General features: G+C 65.4%; 16 protein-coding genes and 1 riboswitch. Of the genes, 4 read left to right on the forward strand and 12 right to left on the reverse strand.

What is annotated here, in order from left to right:
- Positions 1-51: 51 nt before the first annotated feature.
- From BH95_RS01795 to BH95_RS01815, 5 genes are all read right to left on the reverse strand, one after another.
- Positions 52-1,026: an ROK family protein gene (locus BH95_RS01795; protein WP_019665952.1), complete on the reverse strand. Its 975-nt coding sequence runs from the start codon at positions 1,024-1,026 to the stop codon at positions 52-54.
- 76 nt (positions 1,027-1,102) lie between these two features.
- Positions 1,103-1,558 carry a hypothetical protein gene (locus tag BH95_RS01800; protein WP_019665953.1) on the reverse strand — a complete coding sequence of 152 codons (456 nt, stop codon included), beginning with the start codon at positions 1,556-1,558 and terminating at the stop codon, positions 1,103-1,105.
- 40 nt (positions 1,559-1,598) lie between these two features.
- Complete coding sequence (locus BH95_RS01805) at positions 1,599-2,852, reverse strand: ArsA family ATPase (RefSeq protein WP_179275392.1); 1,254 nt, start codon at positions 2,850-2,852, stop codon at positions 1,599-1,601.
- Positions 2,849-3,286, reverse strand: a complete 438-nt coding sequence (locus BH95_RS01810) for an SRPBCC family protein (RefSeq protein WP_019665955.1) — start codon at positions 3,284-3,286, stop codon at positions 2,849-2,851. The genes BH95_RS01805 and BH95_RS01810 overlap by 4 nt, the downstream gene beginning before the upstream one ends.
- Positions 3,287-3,385: 99 nt before the next feature.
- A complete protein-coding gene (locus tag BH95_RS01815) occupies positions 3,386-3,784 on the reverse strand; it encodes a hypothetical protein (protein WP_026347917.1) in 399 nt (132 codons plus the stop codon).
- 126 nt (positions 3,785-3,910) lie between these two features.
- On the opposite strand from BH95_RS01815, the gene BH95_RS01820 reads away from it, so the two are divergent.
- Positions 3,911-5,716 carry an AMP-dependent synthetase/ligase gene (locus tag BH95_RS01820; protein ID WP_026347918.1) on the forward strand — a complete coding sequence of 602 codons (1,806 nt, stop codon included), beginning with the start codon at positions 3,911-3,913 and terminating at the stop codon, positions 5,714-5,716.
- 40 nt (positions 5,717-5,756) lie between these two features.
- Here BH95_RS01820 and BH95_RS01825 read toward each other — a convergent pair whose 3' ends face one another.
- The 5 genes from BH95_RS01825 to BH95_RS01845 all read right to left on the reverse strand — a co-directional run bounded on the left by BH95_RS01825 (position 5,757) and on the right by BH95_RS01845 (position 10,732).
- Positions 5,757-6,881 (reverse strand): glycosyltransferase family 4 protein, encoded by a 1,125-nt coding sequence (locus BH95_RS01825; RefSeq protein WP_037160388.1) that lies wholly within the window; start codon positions 6,879-6,881, stop codon positions 5,757-5,759.
- Positions 6,882-6,895: 14 nt separating this feature from the next.
- Positions 6,896-8,212: a hypothetical protein gene (locus tag BH95_RS01830; protein WP_019665959.1), complete on the reverse strand. Its 1,317-nt coding sequence runs from the start codon at positions 8,210-8,212 to the stop codon at positions 6,896-6,898.
- Positions 8,213-8,220: 8 nt separating this feature from the next.
- The gene (locus BH95_RS01835) at positions 8,221-9,282 is read right to left on the reverse strand and encodes a C40 family peptidase (protein WP_019665960.1); all 1,062 of its coding nucleotides are present in this window, start codon (positions 9,280-9,282) and stop codon (positions 8,221-8,223) included.
- Between the two features lie 309 nt (positions 9,283-9,591).
- Positions 9,592-10,152, reverse strand: a complete 561-nt coding sequence (locus BH95_RS01840) for a C40 family peptidase (protein ID WP_027498846.1) — start codon at positions 10,150-10,152, stop codon at positions 9,592-9,594.
- A 17-nt stretch (positions 10,153-10,169) separates the two neighbouring features.
- Positions 10,170-10,335, reverse strand: a riboswitch (cyclic di-AMP (ydaO/yuaA leader).
- Positions 10,336-10,450: 115 nt separating this feature from the next.
- Positions 10,451-10,732, reverse strand: a complete 282-nt coding sequence (locus BH95_RS01845) for a hypothetical protein (RefSeq protein ID WP_019665962.1) — start codon at positions 10,730-10,732, stop codon at positions 10,451-10,453.
- Positions 10,733-10,858: 126 nt separating this feature from the next.
- Here BH95_RS01845 and BH95_RS01850 point away from each other — a divergent pair, with 126 nt between their 5' ends.
- Positions 10,859-12,610: a DEDD exonuclease domain-containing protein gene (locus tag BH95_RS01850; RefSeq protein ID WP_019665963.1), complete on the forward strand. Its 1,752-nt coding sequence runs from the start codon at positions 10,859-10,861 to the stop codon at positions 12,608-12,610.
- 10 nt (positions 12,611-12,620) lie between these two features.
- On the forward strand, positions 12,621-12,896 hold the full coding sequence (locus BH95_RS01855; RefSeq protein ID WP_019665964.1) for an Lrp/AsnC family transcriptional regulator: 276 nt from the start codon (positions 12,621-12,623) through the stop codon (positions 12,894-12,896).
- 22 nt (positions 12,897-12,918) lie between these two features.
- Here BH95_RS01855 and trpD read toward each other — a convergent pair whose 3' ends face one another.
- Positions 12,919-13,992 carry an anthranilate phosphoribosyltransferase gene (gene trpD / locus BH95_RS01860; protein WP_026347921.1) on the reverse strand — a complete coding sequence of 358 codons (1,074 nt, stop codon included), beginning with the start codon at positions 13,990-13,992 and terminating at the stop codon, positions 12,919-12,921.
- A 79-nt stretch (positions 13,993-14,071) separates the two neighbouring features.
- Positions 14,072-14,554 carry a hypothetical protein gene (locus BH95_RS01865; protein WP_176458821.1) on the reverse strand — a complete coding sequence of 161 codons (483 nt, stop codon included), beginning with the start codon at positions 14,552-14,554 and terminating at the stop codon, positions 14,072-14,074.
- Positions 14,555-14,705: 151 nt separating this feature from the next.
- Here BH95_RS01865 and ctaE point away from each other — a divergent pair, with 151 nt between their 5' ends.
- Positions 14,706-15,317: an aa3-type cytochrome oxidase subunit III gene (ctaE, locus tag BH95_RS01870; RefSeq protein WP_026347923.1), complete on the forward strand. Its 612-nt coding sequence runs from the start codon at positions 14,706-14,708 to the stop codon at positions 15,315-15,317.
- The last annotated feature ends 40 nt before the right edge of the window (positions 15,318-15,357 follow it).

Below are 15,357 nucleotides of genomic sequence, written 5' to 3' on the forward strand. Positions count from 1 at the left end.
AACCGGACCGTGAGGTCGCGTCCGGACCGTCGGCGCGAGGCCTCGCCTGCGTCAGTGCGACGCCGTCGAGAACGCGCTTCGTGCAAGGTCGGCCGCACCGATCATTCCGGCGGCCTCGCCTAGCTGGGTGGCGCGGATGGTCGCGAGTGGGCGGTGCCCCGCACCCGTCACCAGGCGTGCACAGTGCTCGGTCGCTTCGTTGAGAAATTGACTGGACGACGTCGCCACTCCGCCGGCGATCACGATCAGATCGGGATCGTAGACATCGCTCACCATGGACAGCCCGACACCGAGCCACCGAGAGAACTCGTGCATGGTGCGGATACCGATCTCGTCGCCGTCCTGAGCCGCCGAGGCGATCCTCCGTCCCGTCAGCGAACCGGGATCGAGAAAGACCTCACGGGCCAGAATCGTCGACGAACCCTGATCTGCGGCAAGAAATTCGACCGCAGTGTCCACCAATGCCGTTCCGCTGCAGTACCGTTCCCAGCAACCTCGCTTGCCACAGGGGCAGGCACGACCGTCGGGGACAACTTGGATATGCCCGAGTTCCGGTGCAACACCGTAACTTCCGCGGTAGATCTTGCCGTCGATCAGAAGCGCGGCACCGATACCCGTTCCGATGGCGACCATCACGACGTTGCGCCCGTCGGCTGCAGCACCGAATCGGTACTCGGCCCACGCCGCCGAGTTCGCGTCGTGCTCCAGCACGACGGGCAACCCGATACGATCGCTCATCCGTTTGGCTACCGGGCTACCCACCCATGGGAGATGCGGGGCGAATCGGACCGACGTTCGATCGGAATCGAGGAAACCTGCGACCGCCAGACCGACTGCCTCCACGGGGTGCCGAGTCGCGAGTTCGCGGACGACACGCTCCAACCCGCGCTCGAGGGCCGCAGCGGTGTGCGGCGTCGGCGACTGGGTGGAATCGATGACCTGACCGGACGCGTCGACAACGGACGCACGCAAACTGGTGCCTCCGACATCGATACCGATCGTGAGTGATTGACGCTGCCGTTTCATTGTCCGACCTTTCTCGGCCGCCCCCAACGGCTATCTCGAGCTTTCGTGCTTCGGCCACCCCAGGAACGGCTGTCCGTCAGTTCCCGGGCTTCTCGGTGGCCGCATCTTTCACGGTAACCGTAATCGGAACGAACTTCGCTCGTCGAACTATCGGGTCTTCCGTGTCGTGCCCGACAGTGCTGTCCCCGCCGTGAGGCATGTCACCGGAGGTGTCTTCCACCGACGACGACGCTGCGGTGTCGCGTGCACCGGCGTAGCCCTCACCAGGAGCAGGGCGGCCCGCGTGCTCGGCCATGATCTGCCTCAGCAACGCCAGAACCGTCGCACCCTCGGAGGCGAGCAGTGTCAACAGGTCGTGCTGCTCCCCGCGCAGCAAGGCAGCCAGCGCGCAGACCGGGCACCAACTGCACCCCTGCTTCGGTCGTTCGCTCTGCTCCTCGACAGCTTGACGGAGAACAGGTTCCAACCTCGTCAGCACCGTCTCCGCGAGCGACCACAATTCAGCCGCGACATCCGAATGGCGCTCGTTCACGTCGAACTCACGCCCCGACAAGCGTCCCGCGCACTGACCTTCATGCCGGCCACACCGCCGGGTCGGGACGGAAACGGATGACGAGGCGCCCGGCGTCGAACTCCGCACCGAGCACGATGCATCGCCTCAGGACGGAAGCGAGCCGAACGCGCCTGCGAACGCCGTCGGCCCCGATGATCACGTCGTCGTCCACGCGTCCGAGAGTGAGGGTCGACGGATCGACGAGCGGCAGAACCATCGTCATCGCGTAGATCGACTCCAACCCTGTTCCTGACTCGTGCGCGACGGTCGGCGTGTCCGTTCCCGGTCGCTCGTCCGTCGTGTCGGTGGTCCGTTGCGTGTTCAGTGCAGCAAGAGAGACCAACCCTACCGGCTCCTGGGACGCCTGTTCCACGACGACGACGGCCGTACCTGCCGCCAGGTCGGACACCTCTCCGAGCACCTCCTGTTGAGCGGACCGCCACCCTTCGAACCAGAAGACGGCGGGGTGCGCTCCGACCAAGCCGATCGACGACGAATTGAGCAGCGGCAGAACTTTGTTGACGACGATCGTGTCCACGGCCAGACCCGTCAGCGCAGCCGCGGACAACGTCCGCCTGGCTTCGGCGACGCCGACTCGGTCCGGGGTGAGCACCACCGTCATCGATGTTCGAGAGTGGTCGAGGAACAGTTCCCTGATACGTTCCGCCGCGGTGACGATGTTCTCCAGCATCGCGACGACGAGGGTCAGTCTCGGGTCCGTGCCGGTTCCGGCGACGATCCGGTCGTGGCGCGGCCAGAGCCGTTCGAGATACCCGGCAACGAGGTCCGGCAGTTGAAGAATGCGCAGTGCGTCCGCGGTGGCCGGAAGGTCGACGAACACAGTGTCCCAACGGGATTGGTCTATGAGATCGACCAACCGATCGAGACCGACGAGTTCCTGCACCCCTGGAGCGCCGATGATCTCCTCGGGATCGACCGCACCGAACCGGACTCCGTGTTCGTGGCCGGCGCCGGCCATGGACAGGATGGAGGTCAACGCGGCGTATTTCGTCGCCACCAGGGCCAGAGTGTCCAGTTCGAGAACGTCCAATCCGGGCTCGACCGCCGCGGGCTCGGCGCCGCCCGCTCGGCCGTTGTTCACGCCGAGCACGTCGGTCACCGAGTGCGCTTGATCGAACGAGACGACGAGAGCTCGCGATCCCGCCCGGACGTCGTCGACAGCCGACTTCAGCGCAAACGTCGTTTTGCCCGCACCGCCTTTGCCGACGAACAGCCGGACTGCAGTGCGGGCATCGGAACGGGCCTCGGTCAGCCTTCGACTCGCTTCTTCAGTTCTTTGAGTGCAGTGTCGGTGATGACCTTCTCTGCCTTCCGCTTGAACAGACCGATCATCGGAATGTTCAGGTCCACGGCGAGTTCGTACGTGACCTCGGTACCGCCGGCTGCGTTGTCCTTCAACGTGTACGAGCCGTTCTGCGATTTCTGCATCTCACCCGACACCAGTTCCCAGGACACGGACTTTCCATCCGCCGCCCACTGGTAACTCAGCTCGTAGGTGTCCTTGACCATGCCCGCGTCCAGTACGAACTTCACCCGCTCCGCGCGACCGTCGGATCCGGCCGCGACGACCTCGACGGACTTCGCCGCCGACACCCAGGACGGGTAGGCATCGAAGTCCGCGATCACGTCCATCACCTGCGCGGACGGAGCATCGACTGTGATCGACCTCTGAGTTCTCTCGGCCATCGTGGTTACTCGGTGTCCCTTCTGTTCTCACGCCGCACTTGTTCATGTCATCGGCAGGTACGTACGTCACCCGTGCCGGGAGCACTGCCGTCCTTCATCTCACACGATGGCAGGCGGGTCGCACAACGGCCGCTCACCTGCCGCGCGTCCCGCCTCGAGCTCCCGTTTCACTTCGAACGCCATTGCCTTGCCTGCTACCCTTCGTCGTCGATTCTCCGCGGCGAGGTCGATGGACGTCCGGACGGCCGGCTCCGCGTGCAGAAAGTAATGGAGTACGACGCCGTCGAGCTTCGGAACGGGCTCGAGCCAGACCTCCATCGTTCCCGTGAGGGCGCCTTCGACAGACCACCTGAAGCCTTTGTCGGCGCGATCGTCGGTGACGTCGACGCGGAGGTCCGGCCACCATCGGCGCCAACGCCTCGGATGCCCCAGCGACTCCGCCACGGCGGAACCCGGCGCAGCGACGAACGTCTGATCGGCTACTTGGACACTGCTCATGAGATGAGCTTCACACATCGGGACTTCAGCGCGCGCACGAGGCGGTCGAACCGGCCTCGCAACCGGGTCTACAGTGAGACGAATCCGACTACTCGTGAGTAGAGCTAACGTTCATTGGAGGTCACCGTGCGCGAGTTCACATCTCCCGCCGCTTTTGTCGTCGAAGAATCTGCGTCGGTCGTGGACACCGTGTTCGCTCGGGCAGCCTCCGAACCTCGGTCGGTCGCATTTCGCCGGTCCGTCGACGGTTCCTGGTCCGATGTCACCGCCGAGCAGTTCGCCACGGAAGTGAACGCCGTCGCGAAGGGCTTGATCGCCGCGGGAGTCGAACAGGGCGATCGCGTCGGGCTCATGTCGTCGACTCGGTACGAATGGACGGTCGTGGACTACGCGATCTGGGCCTCGGGCGGCGTCACGGTCCCGATCTACGAAACCTCGTCGGCGGGTCAGGTGGAATGGATCCTGTCCGACGCCCGACCTGTTCTGCTGATCCTCGAGACCGAGAAGCACGTCACCGACACAGCGGACGTGGTCGCCGCCGCAGAATCGGTTCGGACGACGTTCCGGATCGACGCAGGCAACGACGAGGACGGAGCCGTTGCTCGGTTGACCGAGCTCGGAGCAACCGTCGAGGACAACGCCGTACGCACGCGTGTCGACGCTCTGCGCTCCTCTGATCCAGCGACGCTCATCTACACCTCCGGCACCACCGGGCGACCCAAAGGTGTGCAGTTGACGCACGCGAACCTCGTCGCCGAGTCGCGTGGAATTCGCGAGACGTCGCTGAAGGAGTTGCTGCGTCCCGGCAGCCGGACGTTGATGTTCCTGCCGTTGGCGCACGTTCTCGCTCGCGCGGTCACGATCGCCGCGTTCGACGCCGGCACAGCCGTCGGACACACGAGCGACATCCCCAATCTCGTCGCGACGTTCGGTTCCTTCCGCCCGGACTTCATACTCTCGGTGCCCCGCGTGTTCGAGAAGGTCTACAACACTGCCAAGCAGAAAGCACACGCGGACGGCAAGGGCAAGGTCTTCGATGCAGCCGCGGACACTGCCGTGGCGTGGAGCGAAGCACAGGACACAGGCGCCGGTCTGGTTCTGAGGGTCAAGCACGCTGTGTTCGACAAACTCGTCTACTCGAAGTTGCGGGCCGCGCTGGGCGGACAGTGCCAACTCGCGATCTCCGGTGGCGCGCCGCTCGGTGCACGCCTCGGCCACTTCTACCGAGGTATCGGCATACCGATCTTCGAAGGCTACGGACTCACCGAGACCAGCGCAGCATTCGCGGTCAACACGATCGGCCACCAACGCGTCGGCAGCGTCGGACGACCGCTCCCCGGCAACACGGTCCGTATCGCCGAGGACGGTGAGATCCAACTCCGCGGCCCGGTGGTGTTCGACGGCTATTGGCGCAACGACGAGGCATCGGCCGAGTCCTTGGACGAAGGGTGGTTCCGCACAGGAGATCTGGGTTCGGTGGACGGCGACGGATACATCACGATCACCGGCCGCAAGAAGGAACTCATCGTCACAGCAGGCGGAAAGAACGTGTCGCCGGCAGGGCTCGAGGACCGGTTGCGCGCGCACCCACTCGTCAGTCAGGCCATCGTCGTCGGCGATCAGAAGCCGTTCATCGGCGCCCTCATCACGCTCGACGAGGACGCACTGTCGGGATGGAAGGACGCACACGGCAAGTCCGCCGACGCGAAGGCTGCGGATCTCGCGACCGACCCCGATCTCATCGCCGACCTCGATTCGGCTGTGGCGGACGCGAACACCACCGTCTCGCACGCCGAAGCGATCAAGAAGTACCGAGTACTCCCAGGCGATTTCACCGAGGACGCCGGTGAGATGACACCGACCATGAAGCTCAAGCGCAACGTCATCACGGCGTCGTACGCCAAGGACATCGAGGCCATCTACTCCAAGTGAACGTCGCCTGTGATGGAAGCCTGGACTTTCCCGGCTTCCATCACAGCAAGCGTCGAAGCTTCGCTGCCAATGCGTCCCACTGCCACTCGGCTCGGACCCAGGAGCGACCTGCGTTTCCCATCGACGTCGCGAGCGCTCGATCGGAGAGTATCCGTACGACGGCGTCGGTGATCGCATCGACCGACGTGCCGTCGACCACCAAGCCGGTCTTGCCTTCGAGGACGGTTTCCGGTGCGCCACCGGACATTCCGGCGACGACGGGGACTCCGGTCGCGGACGCTTCGAGGTAGACGATGCCGAGACCTTCGACGTCGAGACCGGCGCCTCGCGTCCGGCTGGGCATCGCGAACACGTCGGCGATCGTGTGATGAGCCGCCAGCTCGGCGGAAGGGACGGTCCCGGTGAAGATCACGTGCTGCTCGACACCGGCCTTGCGTGCCAACGTGCGCAGGGCTCCTTCGTAGGGACCGCCTCCGACGATCACCAGGACCGCGCCGTCCACCTTCGCCCGAATGCCCTCGATCGATCGGATCAGATAGTCCTGCCCCTTCCTCGGTACCAGCCGGGACAGGCACAGAACAGTCGGACGGTCTCCGAGTCCGTATCGAGCCCGCAGCTCGGCTCGCGCACCGGCGTCCGGTGCGAAACGGTCGGTGTCCACTCCGGACGGAACGTGTTCGAGGGCTGCACGTGGACCGAATGCCGCGGCGAATCTGCCTCGGGTGTATTTGCTTACGTAGGTCACCGTATCGACGGTGTTGCCGATGATGCGCAGGGTTCCCCGCCCACCGGGGACCATCGACCACCCCACCTCGTGACCGTGTGTACTAGCGACGACTGTCTCCGCGCCCGCGCGTCGCACCACCGGAGCCATCACCGCGAGCGGTGCCGCCGCGCCGAACCACACCGAATCACATCCGTGCGCCCGCACCAGCTGCGCCGCCCGCCGTGCCACCAACGGAGTGGGAAGCATCAGCGTTGTCGGGTGCCGAACCACCTCGAACGGCTGACGCTCGTCGAACTTCACATGGCTGTCTCCGCGCCACCGCGGCGCGTAGACCACCAGCTCGTCCGCAGGAAACCGTGTGGCAAAGCTGTGCAGGTAGGACTGGATGCCGCCCGGGCGTGGTGGAAAGTCGTTCGTCACCAGCAGAGTCCGAGGCATGTGTTCACCGTAGGTCAGCGGGACTGCTGGAGAACCCACGACCCCCATCGGCTCACGAACTCGTCCAAGCCTGTTCCCAGAGCGGAGGCGACGCCCGCCGCTGTCTCGACTGCAGTCTTGGGGCCGTCGGCGAGTTGCATGTACAACCGGCGCTGTGCCGGCTCGCCGAATTCCGCTGCCACGAAGGCGAAGACCGACCACGCGGACTCGTACGCGAGCGTGGTGCGCACTCCCCCCGCCGCGAAGTCGGAATCCTCCGGAAGCACCGTCGGTGGACCTCCCTGCATCACTACAGCACTCAAAGTCGGTGCGATACGGTCGAACTCGATATTCGATTCGCGGTAGCCCGAATAGTCGGCGAACCCCTCGAGGACCCACATGGGTGAGCCGTCGACGGTGTCGGATCTGGCCGCGACATGGGTGAGCTCGTGGCGCAGAACGGTTCGGGTCGTGACATCGGTGAGCCGAGCAGGCGCTGCGGGCCCGAACACGACTCGTTGCCCGGTCACCGGCCGGTCCTGGCGCACCGCATCCGAGACAGTCACGGCGGCGACGTCGGACTCCGCGGTGGCGTCTCCGGCCGATGCCGCGAATTCCGCTGCCGATCCGGAGGTGAAGATCAACGCCGACTGCGGCCAGTCGTCGCCGTAGAAACTCGTGACGGCATCGACGGCCGAGGGCAGCTCGGCAACGACCGCGTCGACGAGCGCGCTCTGGTCCGGATGGCCGAGCACGACGGAGGTACCACCCGCGGTGGCAACCGATCGGGCAATAACGGGCCCGAAGTCCCACGGCCCGCGCCACGTCGTCCGATCCGTTCCCGGCACCGGTGTGTCCGACACGATGCGCCACTCGTCACCACGCCGCGCCACCACCAGGGAAACCGGTCGCCGTGTCGATTCGGCGTCGGGTCCGGACACTGCGTAGCGCAGCACCACGGACGGCGCCCAAACGTCGGCGGCGTTCAGCGGCGACGCGATCGCCGAGGGAACCGGAACCTCCGGCTCGTCGACCAGTTCGTATCCCCAGTCCGAGAAGGGGACTGCGGACATGTCGTTCGCTCGACGGACCTGGGCCTGCAGAAACTCGGGATCCGCCGCGGGATCGACGACCTGCTCCAACGCGTCGACGTCGTTGGTGCGGAGTGCGTCCGCCCATTTCTGCAGCAGCGCCTCGACGCCGTTCCGCCGACCGTCCTCGTAAGGGTTCGAAACAGTCGTCGACTGCGGTGAGTTCGGCGGTGGCGTCGTGGTTGCTCCGGACGCGCAGGAACCGAGCACGACCACTGCACACAACGACGCGAACGCCGAACGAAGCGCCCGCGTTCGCACGACGAAGATCAGTAGCGACGTGCGCCGTAGTACGGGAACGACGCCATGGACTGCACCTTCACCGGGACGCCGAACGTCGATGCGTGCAGAACGTTGCCGTTACCCGCGTACAGGCCGACGTGAGACGCATCGGGGTAGAAGAGCACGACGTCTCCGGGCTGCAGGTCCTTCTGATCGACGGGAGCGCCGCCCGCGGCCTGAGCCTGACTGGACCGCGGCAGGGTCTTTCCCACCTGCTTGTAGGCCCACACGACCAAGCCCGAGCAGTCGAAGCCGTCCGGTCCGGTCGCGCCCCACACGTAGGGCTTACCGATCTGGGTGAGCCCAGCCTGCAGGGCACCGGAACCCGACCCGGGGATGAGGTTGGACAGAATCTTGGACAGATCGAACCCGGGCGGCAGAGGCGAACCCGCAAGCTCGGCCTGCTCCGCTCCGGACAGTGCGTTGAAGCTGGCGATGACCTCCGCCATCTGACTTTGGAGCTCGCTCTGCTTGGCCTGAAGATCGTCGCTGACGACCTTGGCCTGCTCCGCTGCTGCACGCGCGGCGTCGGCCGCGGCACGTGCTGCCTGATCCGCCGCCGCGGCATCGGCACTGGCCTGCTTGAACTGCTCCACCTGACGCGCCGTCTCGGCGGAGATCACGTCGAGTGCGGACATCTGATCGAGGAGCTGCTGTGGAGAGTCACTGACCATCACGGCGAACAGGCGGTTGGTGCGGCCACCCTGGTAGTTGGCGTTGGCCACCTTGTCCACGGCCGGTTTCACCTGCGCCAGGGCCTCCTGGGCCCGATCCAGCTCGGCCTGGTGCGCACCTACAGCGGCTTCGGCGTCCTGCTGCACAGCCGTCTTCGCATCCAGGTCGATCTGGGCGTTGTGCAGAGCTTCCGTCGTCTGCTCGGACTCCCGGGACAGATCTGCGAGCCGCGTCTGGGCGTCGGACGCACTGTCGACACCCGGTTGCGCGCCGGCCACGGCTGTTGGGGAGACGACGAGGCAGGCCGCGAGAATGGCCGCCGCGAGAATGCCCTTCTTCGAGCGGGTGACGCGCTTGACAGTCGGTGTCGCCACGAAAGGTGACTCTCCGTTCTTGCAGTTCGTAGTCCAAAGGGGTGCGCCGAGATGAAACTTTCGGCGAAGAAACAAACCCTACCCATGAGTAGGTGCCCGCGAGCGTGGAACGAGACCGAATTTTCGGACTTTTTCCGGAACTCGATCCTGCTCCATCGAGGTCGACGGTCTCGAACAGGTTACGGTTCGGCAGCCGACGAGTCCATTCGGCGACCTGCCAGGCTCCACGCACCGGTGTCTGACGAAAAACAGCACCAGGCGAGCCCGTGAGGCTCACTCCTGGTGCTGTCCTTACACACGATCATCGAATCAGTAGCGACGTGCTCCGTCGAACGGCATCGACGAGACGGGCGCGACCTTGACGGGGACACCCGACGTCGACGCATGGATGACGTTGCCGTTGCCCGCGTAGATTCCGGAGTGCGATCCGCCGTAGAAGGAGACGACATCGCCCGGCTGCAGGTCGGACTGCGACACGGGGGTGCCTGCCGCGGCCTGGTCGTAGCTGGTGCGCGGCAGACTGATGCCGGCCTGCTTGTACGCCCACTGAACGAGTCCGGAGCAGTCGAACGAGTCGGGGCCCGAAGCGCCGTAGACGTACGGCGATCCGATCTTCGACTCGGCGGCCTGAACTGCCTTGGCAGCCGGGGTGACCTGTGGTGCGAGCGGTGCGGGAGCCGCAGGCAGACCGGGGATCTCGGTCGGCAGCGGCGGAAGACCTGGGATTTCCGGAATCTCGAAGGTACCGACTCCGGGGATGGTGATGGGGGCCGCCATTGCGGGGGCTGCGGGCAGAACGACCGCACCGGCAGTGATCGCGCCGGCTACGAGGATTCGACGCAATTGGCGGGTTGAAGTATGTGACGCCACGAGAAAGGGTTGCTCCGTTTCTTCCACTCATCCGCCGACCGAGTTAGCTGACGGGTTCGGGCTGGGAAGATCAGCCCTACCCACCCGGACGCTGGTAGCGGCCGAAGCAGGATTCACCCCAATGGAAATCGGGTTCCCGGTACGGGCGCTCTCGCGAGCATCCCGATTAGGCGGTGACTTGCGACGCCGCTCCGGTTTGGATTGGCGAGACTCCGCAAGGTCTCAGGAAGATTACGAAACGGCATACCCCTGTGTCGACCCCAACTCGCCGAAGCGACCCGAAGAAGTCGATTCGACCCTAGATCGCGCGTCGATCCCCGCTTGTGTCACGAGCCGGTAACGAACCCCCGGAAGGGTCCTGTTCCGGGCCGACGACGAGACGTAGTTTCGGCACGAGACCACTCTCGGCAAGAACATCCATGGCCCCCAGTTCTTCCTGGTCGAGCGCTATCCGAGGGCGCGGAATCCCGACGTCCACCGGACGCCCCTCGGCCGTACCGGGCGGTCCGAGCAACACCGTGACGACACAGTCTGCGCACGCGATGTCACGGACCTTGCAATCACTGCAATCGATGATCATGTGATCTCCATCTCTTTCCCGTTTGGTCGACCCTTCACGGCGAAACCTAGCGATCCACTCCGACACGTTCAGCGTCCCGAGCAAGATCGGCATTGCTGTCGGTGCCTGTCGCTACCGTCTGCACTCGTGAGCGTCCCGATTCAGCTGAGCTTCGACGAGCTCGACACTCCGTTGCACGACACGACGTTCGTCGTAGTCGACCTGGAGACCACAGGTGGCAGCCCGGACACCGAAGCGATCACCGAGATCGGGGCGGTGAAGATTCGGGGCGGCGAGGTCATCGCCGAGTTCGCGACGCTGGTGGACCCGGGCCGATCCATTCCGCCGTACATCGTCGAGCTCACCGGGATCACCACTGCCATGCTGATCGGCGCCCCTCGGATCGACCGAGTGCTGCCCAGCTTTCTCGAGTTCGCCCGCGGCTCGGTCCTCGTCGCACACAACGCCCGCTTCGACACTGCTTTCCTCAGGGCGGCCGCGTCACGGCTGGACATCGCCTGGCCCAAGTTCCAGGTGCTCTGCACGGTCAAACTCGCCCGACGAGTACTCACCCGCGACGAGGCACCCTCGGTGAAACTGTCGGCACTGTCCTCGCTCTTCCAGGTCAGCACCGTACCCACCCACCGCGCCCTCGACGATGCACGAGCAACGGTCGACGTACTGCACGCTTTGATCGAGCGAGTGGGCAATCAGGGTGTCCACAGCTACGCGGAACTCGTCGACTACCTGCCTGCTGTGTCGGCCGGGCAGAGAGCCAAACGCTCACTCGCCTCTCACCTACCCCGTACCCCGGGCGTCTATCTCTTCAAGGGACCGGGCAACGAGGTGCTGTACGTCGGCACGTCGAACAATCTGCAGCGGCGCGTGCGCAATTACTTCACCGGGTCCGAGACGCGTGGCCGCATGAAGGAAATGGTGGGCCTCGCCGTCGGCGTCGACCACGTCGAATGCGCCCATGCCCTCGAAGCCGGAGTGCGCGAGCTTCGACTTCTGTGCGCCCACATCCCCCCGTACAACCGCCGCTCCAAGTTCCCCAAGAAGGGTTGGTGGATCACGACCACCACGGAGGCGTTTCCACGCCTCTCCGTCGTCCGCTCACCGACGGAGAACTCGATCGGCCCCTTCGGCGCCCGCGGTGATGCCGCCGACGCCGCTGCGCTCGTCTCCGAGGTACTCGGTATCCGTACCTGCACTCGCCGCATCCCCCGCACCTCCCTGCACGCGTGTCCGGGCGAAGCTGTCGGCGGGTGCGCCGCGGGTGGCCCCACGCCACTCACGCCCGACGAGTACGCAATCCTGCCGGGCCGGTTCGTCGAGCTCGCACACGGACGCGACGACTGTGCGCTTCAGGCCGCCCGGGATCGAATCTCCGCGCTGTCCGATGCCGAGCTGTTCGAGTCCGCAGCCAGGCTTCGAGACAGGCTCGCTTCGCTTGCAGACGTTCTACGCCGGATGCACCGGCTCGCAGCCATCGCGGCGATCGCCGAGCTGATCGTCGCCCGACGTGCGCCGGACGGTGGGTGGGAACTGGCCGTGGTCCGCCACGGCCGCCTCGCTGCATCGGCCGTCACCGCGCGCCGAGTGCACCCGATGCCCGTCGTGGAAGCGATCGTGGCAGCCGCGGAAACCGTCGTGCCGGACTCCACGCCCTTTCGAGGCGCATCACCGGAGGAAGTAGCCCTCGTCGGCCGCTGGCTCGAATCCGACGGCGTCAGGATCGTCCGGACCACCGACGGATACGCAGAGCCCGTTCACGGAGCCGGAGGGTGGCGGCAGTGGTGCACCACCGCTCGCACCGTGTCCAGGCACGAACGCGCGATGGCCGTCACACCGGTGGAGGACACCGGCGTCGGCGCCCACCTTCGTGCGGCGCTCTAAACTCGGCAGCATGATCAACGCAATCGTCATGATCGATGCCGAGTCGCACGCCATCCCGGAGACCGCACAGGCGGTCGCGGACGTCGACGGCGTCACCGAGGTCTACTCGTGTGCAGGGGACGTGGACCTCATCGCGATCGTCAAGGTCAGGGACCACGCACAGATCGCCGACGTGATCACGCAGCACATCAACAAGGTGCCCGGTGTCGTGAACACCGCCACCCACATCGCGTTCCAGTCCTACTCCAGCGCGGACATAGAAGCGGGCTTCTCCATAGGCGAGTAGTCGGCCGGGCGCAGCGACCCCGTCAATCGAGTTCGTTGGACCGTGCGATCCATCGATCGAGCAGGCTTGCGGTTCCTCCGGAATCGACGGCGGCAGCAGCACGTTCGACACCACGCTTCAGCAGACCGGTCAAGTCGTCGGCGACGATCCCGGACGTGATCCCGTCGTGCGCCGTCAGTGCCGCAGCGGCGTTCAGCAGGACTGCGTCGCGCACCGCACCATGCTTGCCGGCGAACACCTCCCGAGCCACCTGCGCGTTGAAGGCAGCGTCGCCTCCGCGGAGCGCGTCGATGTCGACGAGATCGAACCCGAAGTCCCTCGGGTCGATCCTGGCCACCGTCACGTCGCCACCCGACACGATGTGCACTGTCGTCGTCGTGGACAGCGTTATCTCGTCGAGGCCGTCGTCACCACGGACGACCAATGCGCTGGTGCCACGACCGGCGAACACCCGGGCCACGACGGGAAGCAACGAGTCGAACGCACAGCCGATCAGACCCGCCCGCGGCCGCCCCGGGTTGGTCAGGGGACCGAGCACGTTGAAGACCGTCGGGATGCCGATCTCCTTCCGCGGAGGGCCCGCGAAACGCAGCGCCGGATGGTAGACAGGCGCGAAACAGAACCCGATTCCCACGTCTCGGACCGTGGTCGCGACACCGTCCGCTCCGAGCCCGAACTTCACTCCGAGGGCCTCGAGCACATCCGTCGTCCCACTTCGCGAAGACGCAGCACGGTTGCCGTGTTTGACCACCGGAGCTCCGGCCGACGCCACGACGAGGGCGGCCATCGTCGAGATGTTGACCGTGTCGGCGCCGTCGCCACCCGTACCGACGACGTCGACGGCATTCGGTTCGCTGTCGACCAAGGTCGCATGGCCCAGCATCGAGTTCGCCAGTCCGCTCACTTCCTCCGGAGTCGGACCCTTCATCTTCAGAGCGACACCGAAGGCCGCGATCTGAGCGGCAGTGGCGTTGTCGGACATGATCTCGTCCATCGCCCAAGCCGTGTCGTCGGCGGAGAGATCGACGTTCGACGTCAGCGCACCGAGTACGGCCTTCCAGGTCCTGCTCGGCACACCGTTGCTCGCATCTGTCATCGACTACTCCCCATACCTTCCTCGGCCGTTCCAGAGCTCGACGCCCTGGATCGGCAGTCCGCGACGTGCGACCGAAAGCCTAGTCAGCACCGGCCGGAGACGCCCCTCCAGGTTGCAGCGCGTCCCACCCCTCGACCACACCACCTCGCCGCTGCGCGAGACCGGCCATTCGCGAGCGTTCCTGTGAGCAGTGCAACGCGTCGATCACCTGCACCCGCTGCAGCGTCAGGCCGACACCGCCCTCGACACTCGGGCGGTAACCGATGGTCGGAATCTCCGGGCGCGGGCGCGGATCCATCACCGGCTCGTACCCGTCCTGCGCGGCGACGGCCGTCGCGTCCTCGATCTGGTCCGGCGGCAACACCAGGTGATGACGGAACACCGCCTCCGCTGTGTCGACCCATCCCGCAGCCGCTCCGCGACCGAGCGCCGTCGAACACGATTCGGCGTCGTCGAAGGAAAATGCCACTACCACCAAATCGTCCCTGGCGGGGTCGAGAGGAACAGTCTTCGCCCCTCCGAACAACCGCCGGAACCATGATGCGCCACCGTTCGTTGCCATGAGGCGAGCCTTGCACGACAACCCATGCGCAGCGTGGTCGATGCCCTTGACCTGGCCATACGCGGGAGCCGGCAATCGCCCCTGCGTCGGCGACGCGCCAAGACCGGACCCGAGTATGCCTCCGGTACTACGAGCAGTCATACTTCTTTCTGTGACGAGCGCTGTAGGGACTCAAGGATCGGCAATCACCCAACGCGTGCACTCGCTGAACCGTCCCAATATGGTCAGCGTCGGCACCATCGTGTGGCTGTCGAGCGAACTCATGTTCTTCGCTGGACTTTTTGCGATGTACTTCGTCGCGAGGGCGCAGGCAAACGGAAACTGGCCACCGGAACCGACCGAGCTCAACCTCGCGCTCGCCGTTCCGGTCACCGCCGTGCTGATCGCGTCGTCGTTCACCTGCCAGCTCGGGGTCTTCGCCGCCGAGCGCGGTGACGTCTTCGGACTGCGACGCTGGTACGTCATCACCCTGGCGATGGGCATCTTCTTCGTGGCCGGACAGGGCTACGAGTACTACCACATGGTTCACGAAGGCACGACGCTCTCCTCGAGCGTCTACGGATCGGTCTTCTACATCACGACCGGATTCCACGGACTGCACGTCATCGGCGGTCTGATCGCATTCGTCTTCCTCATCACTCGAACGCTTGTCAGTAAGTTCACGCCGGCACAGGCCACCGCCGCGATCGTCGTGTCCTACTACTGGCACTTCGTCGACATCGTGTGGATCGCGTTGTTCGCCACCATTTACTTCATCCGCTAGTAGACATAAAGCAGATCAAGTGTTTTCACTTCGCCAACCG

It is taken from the genome of Rhodococcoides fascians A44A (assembly GCF_000760735.1).
Taxonomy (GTDB): domain Bacteria; phylum Actinomycetota; class Actinomycetes; order Mycobacteriales; family Mycobacteriaceae; genus Rhodococcoides; species Rhodococcoides fascians_E.

Bases quoted from the DNA above. Each gene is read 5' to 3' on its own strand.
- BH95_RS01810 (WP_019665955.1), bottom strand. From the start codon at position 3,286: ATGGCCGAGAGAACTCAGAGGTCGATCACAGTCGATGCTCCGTCCGCG.
- BH95_RS01855 (WP_019665964.1), top strand. From the start codon at position 12,621: ATGATCAACGCAATCGTCATGATCGATGCCGAGTCGCACGCCATCCCG.
- BH95_RS01865 (WP_176458821.1), bottom strand. From the start codon at position 14,554: ATGGCAACGAACGGTGGCGCATCATGGTTCCGGCGGTTGTTCGGAGGG.
- BH95_RS01795 (WP_019665952.1), bottom strand. From the start codon at position 1,026: ATGAAACGGCAGCGTCAATCACTCACGATCGGTATCGATGTCGGAGGC.
- BH95_RS01815 (WP_026347917.1), bottom strand. From the start codon at position 3,784: ATGAGCAGTGTCCAAGTAGCCGATCAGACGTTCGTCGCTGCGCCGGGT.
- BH95_RS01845 (WP_019665962.1), bottom strand. From the start codon at position 10,732: ATGATCATCGATTGCAGTGATTGCAAGGTCCGTGACATCGCGTGCGCA.
- BH95_RS01825 (WP_037160388.1), bottom strand. From the start codon at position 6,881: ATGCCTCGGACTCTGCTGGTGACGAACGACTTTCCACCACGCCCGGGC.
- trpD (WP_026347921.1), bottom strand. From the start codon at position 13,992: ATGACAGATGCGAGCAACGGTGTGCCGAGCAGGACCTGGAAGGCCGTA.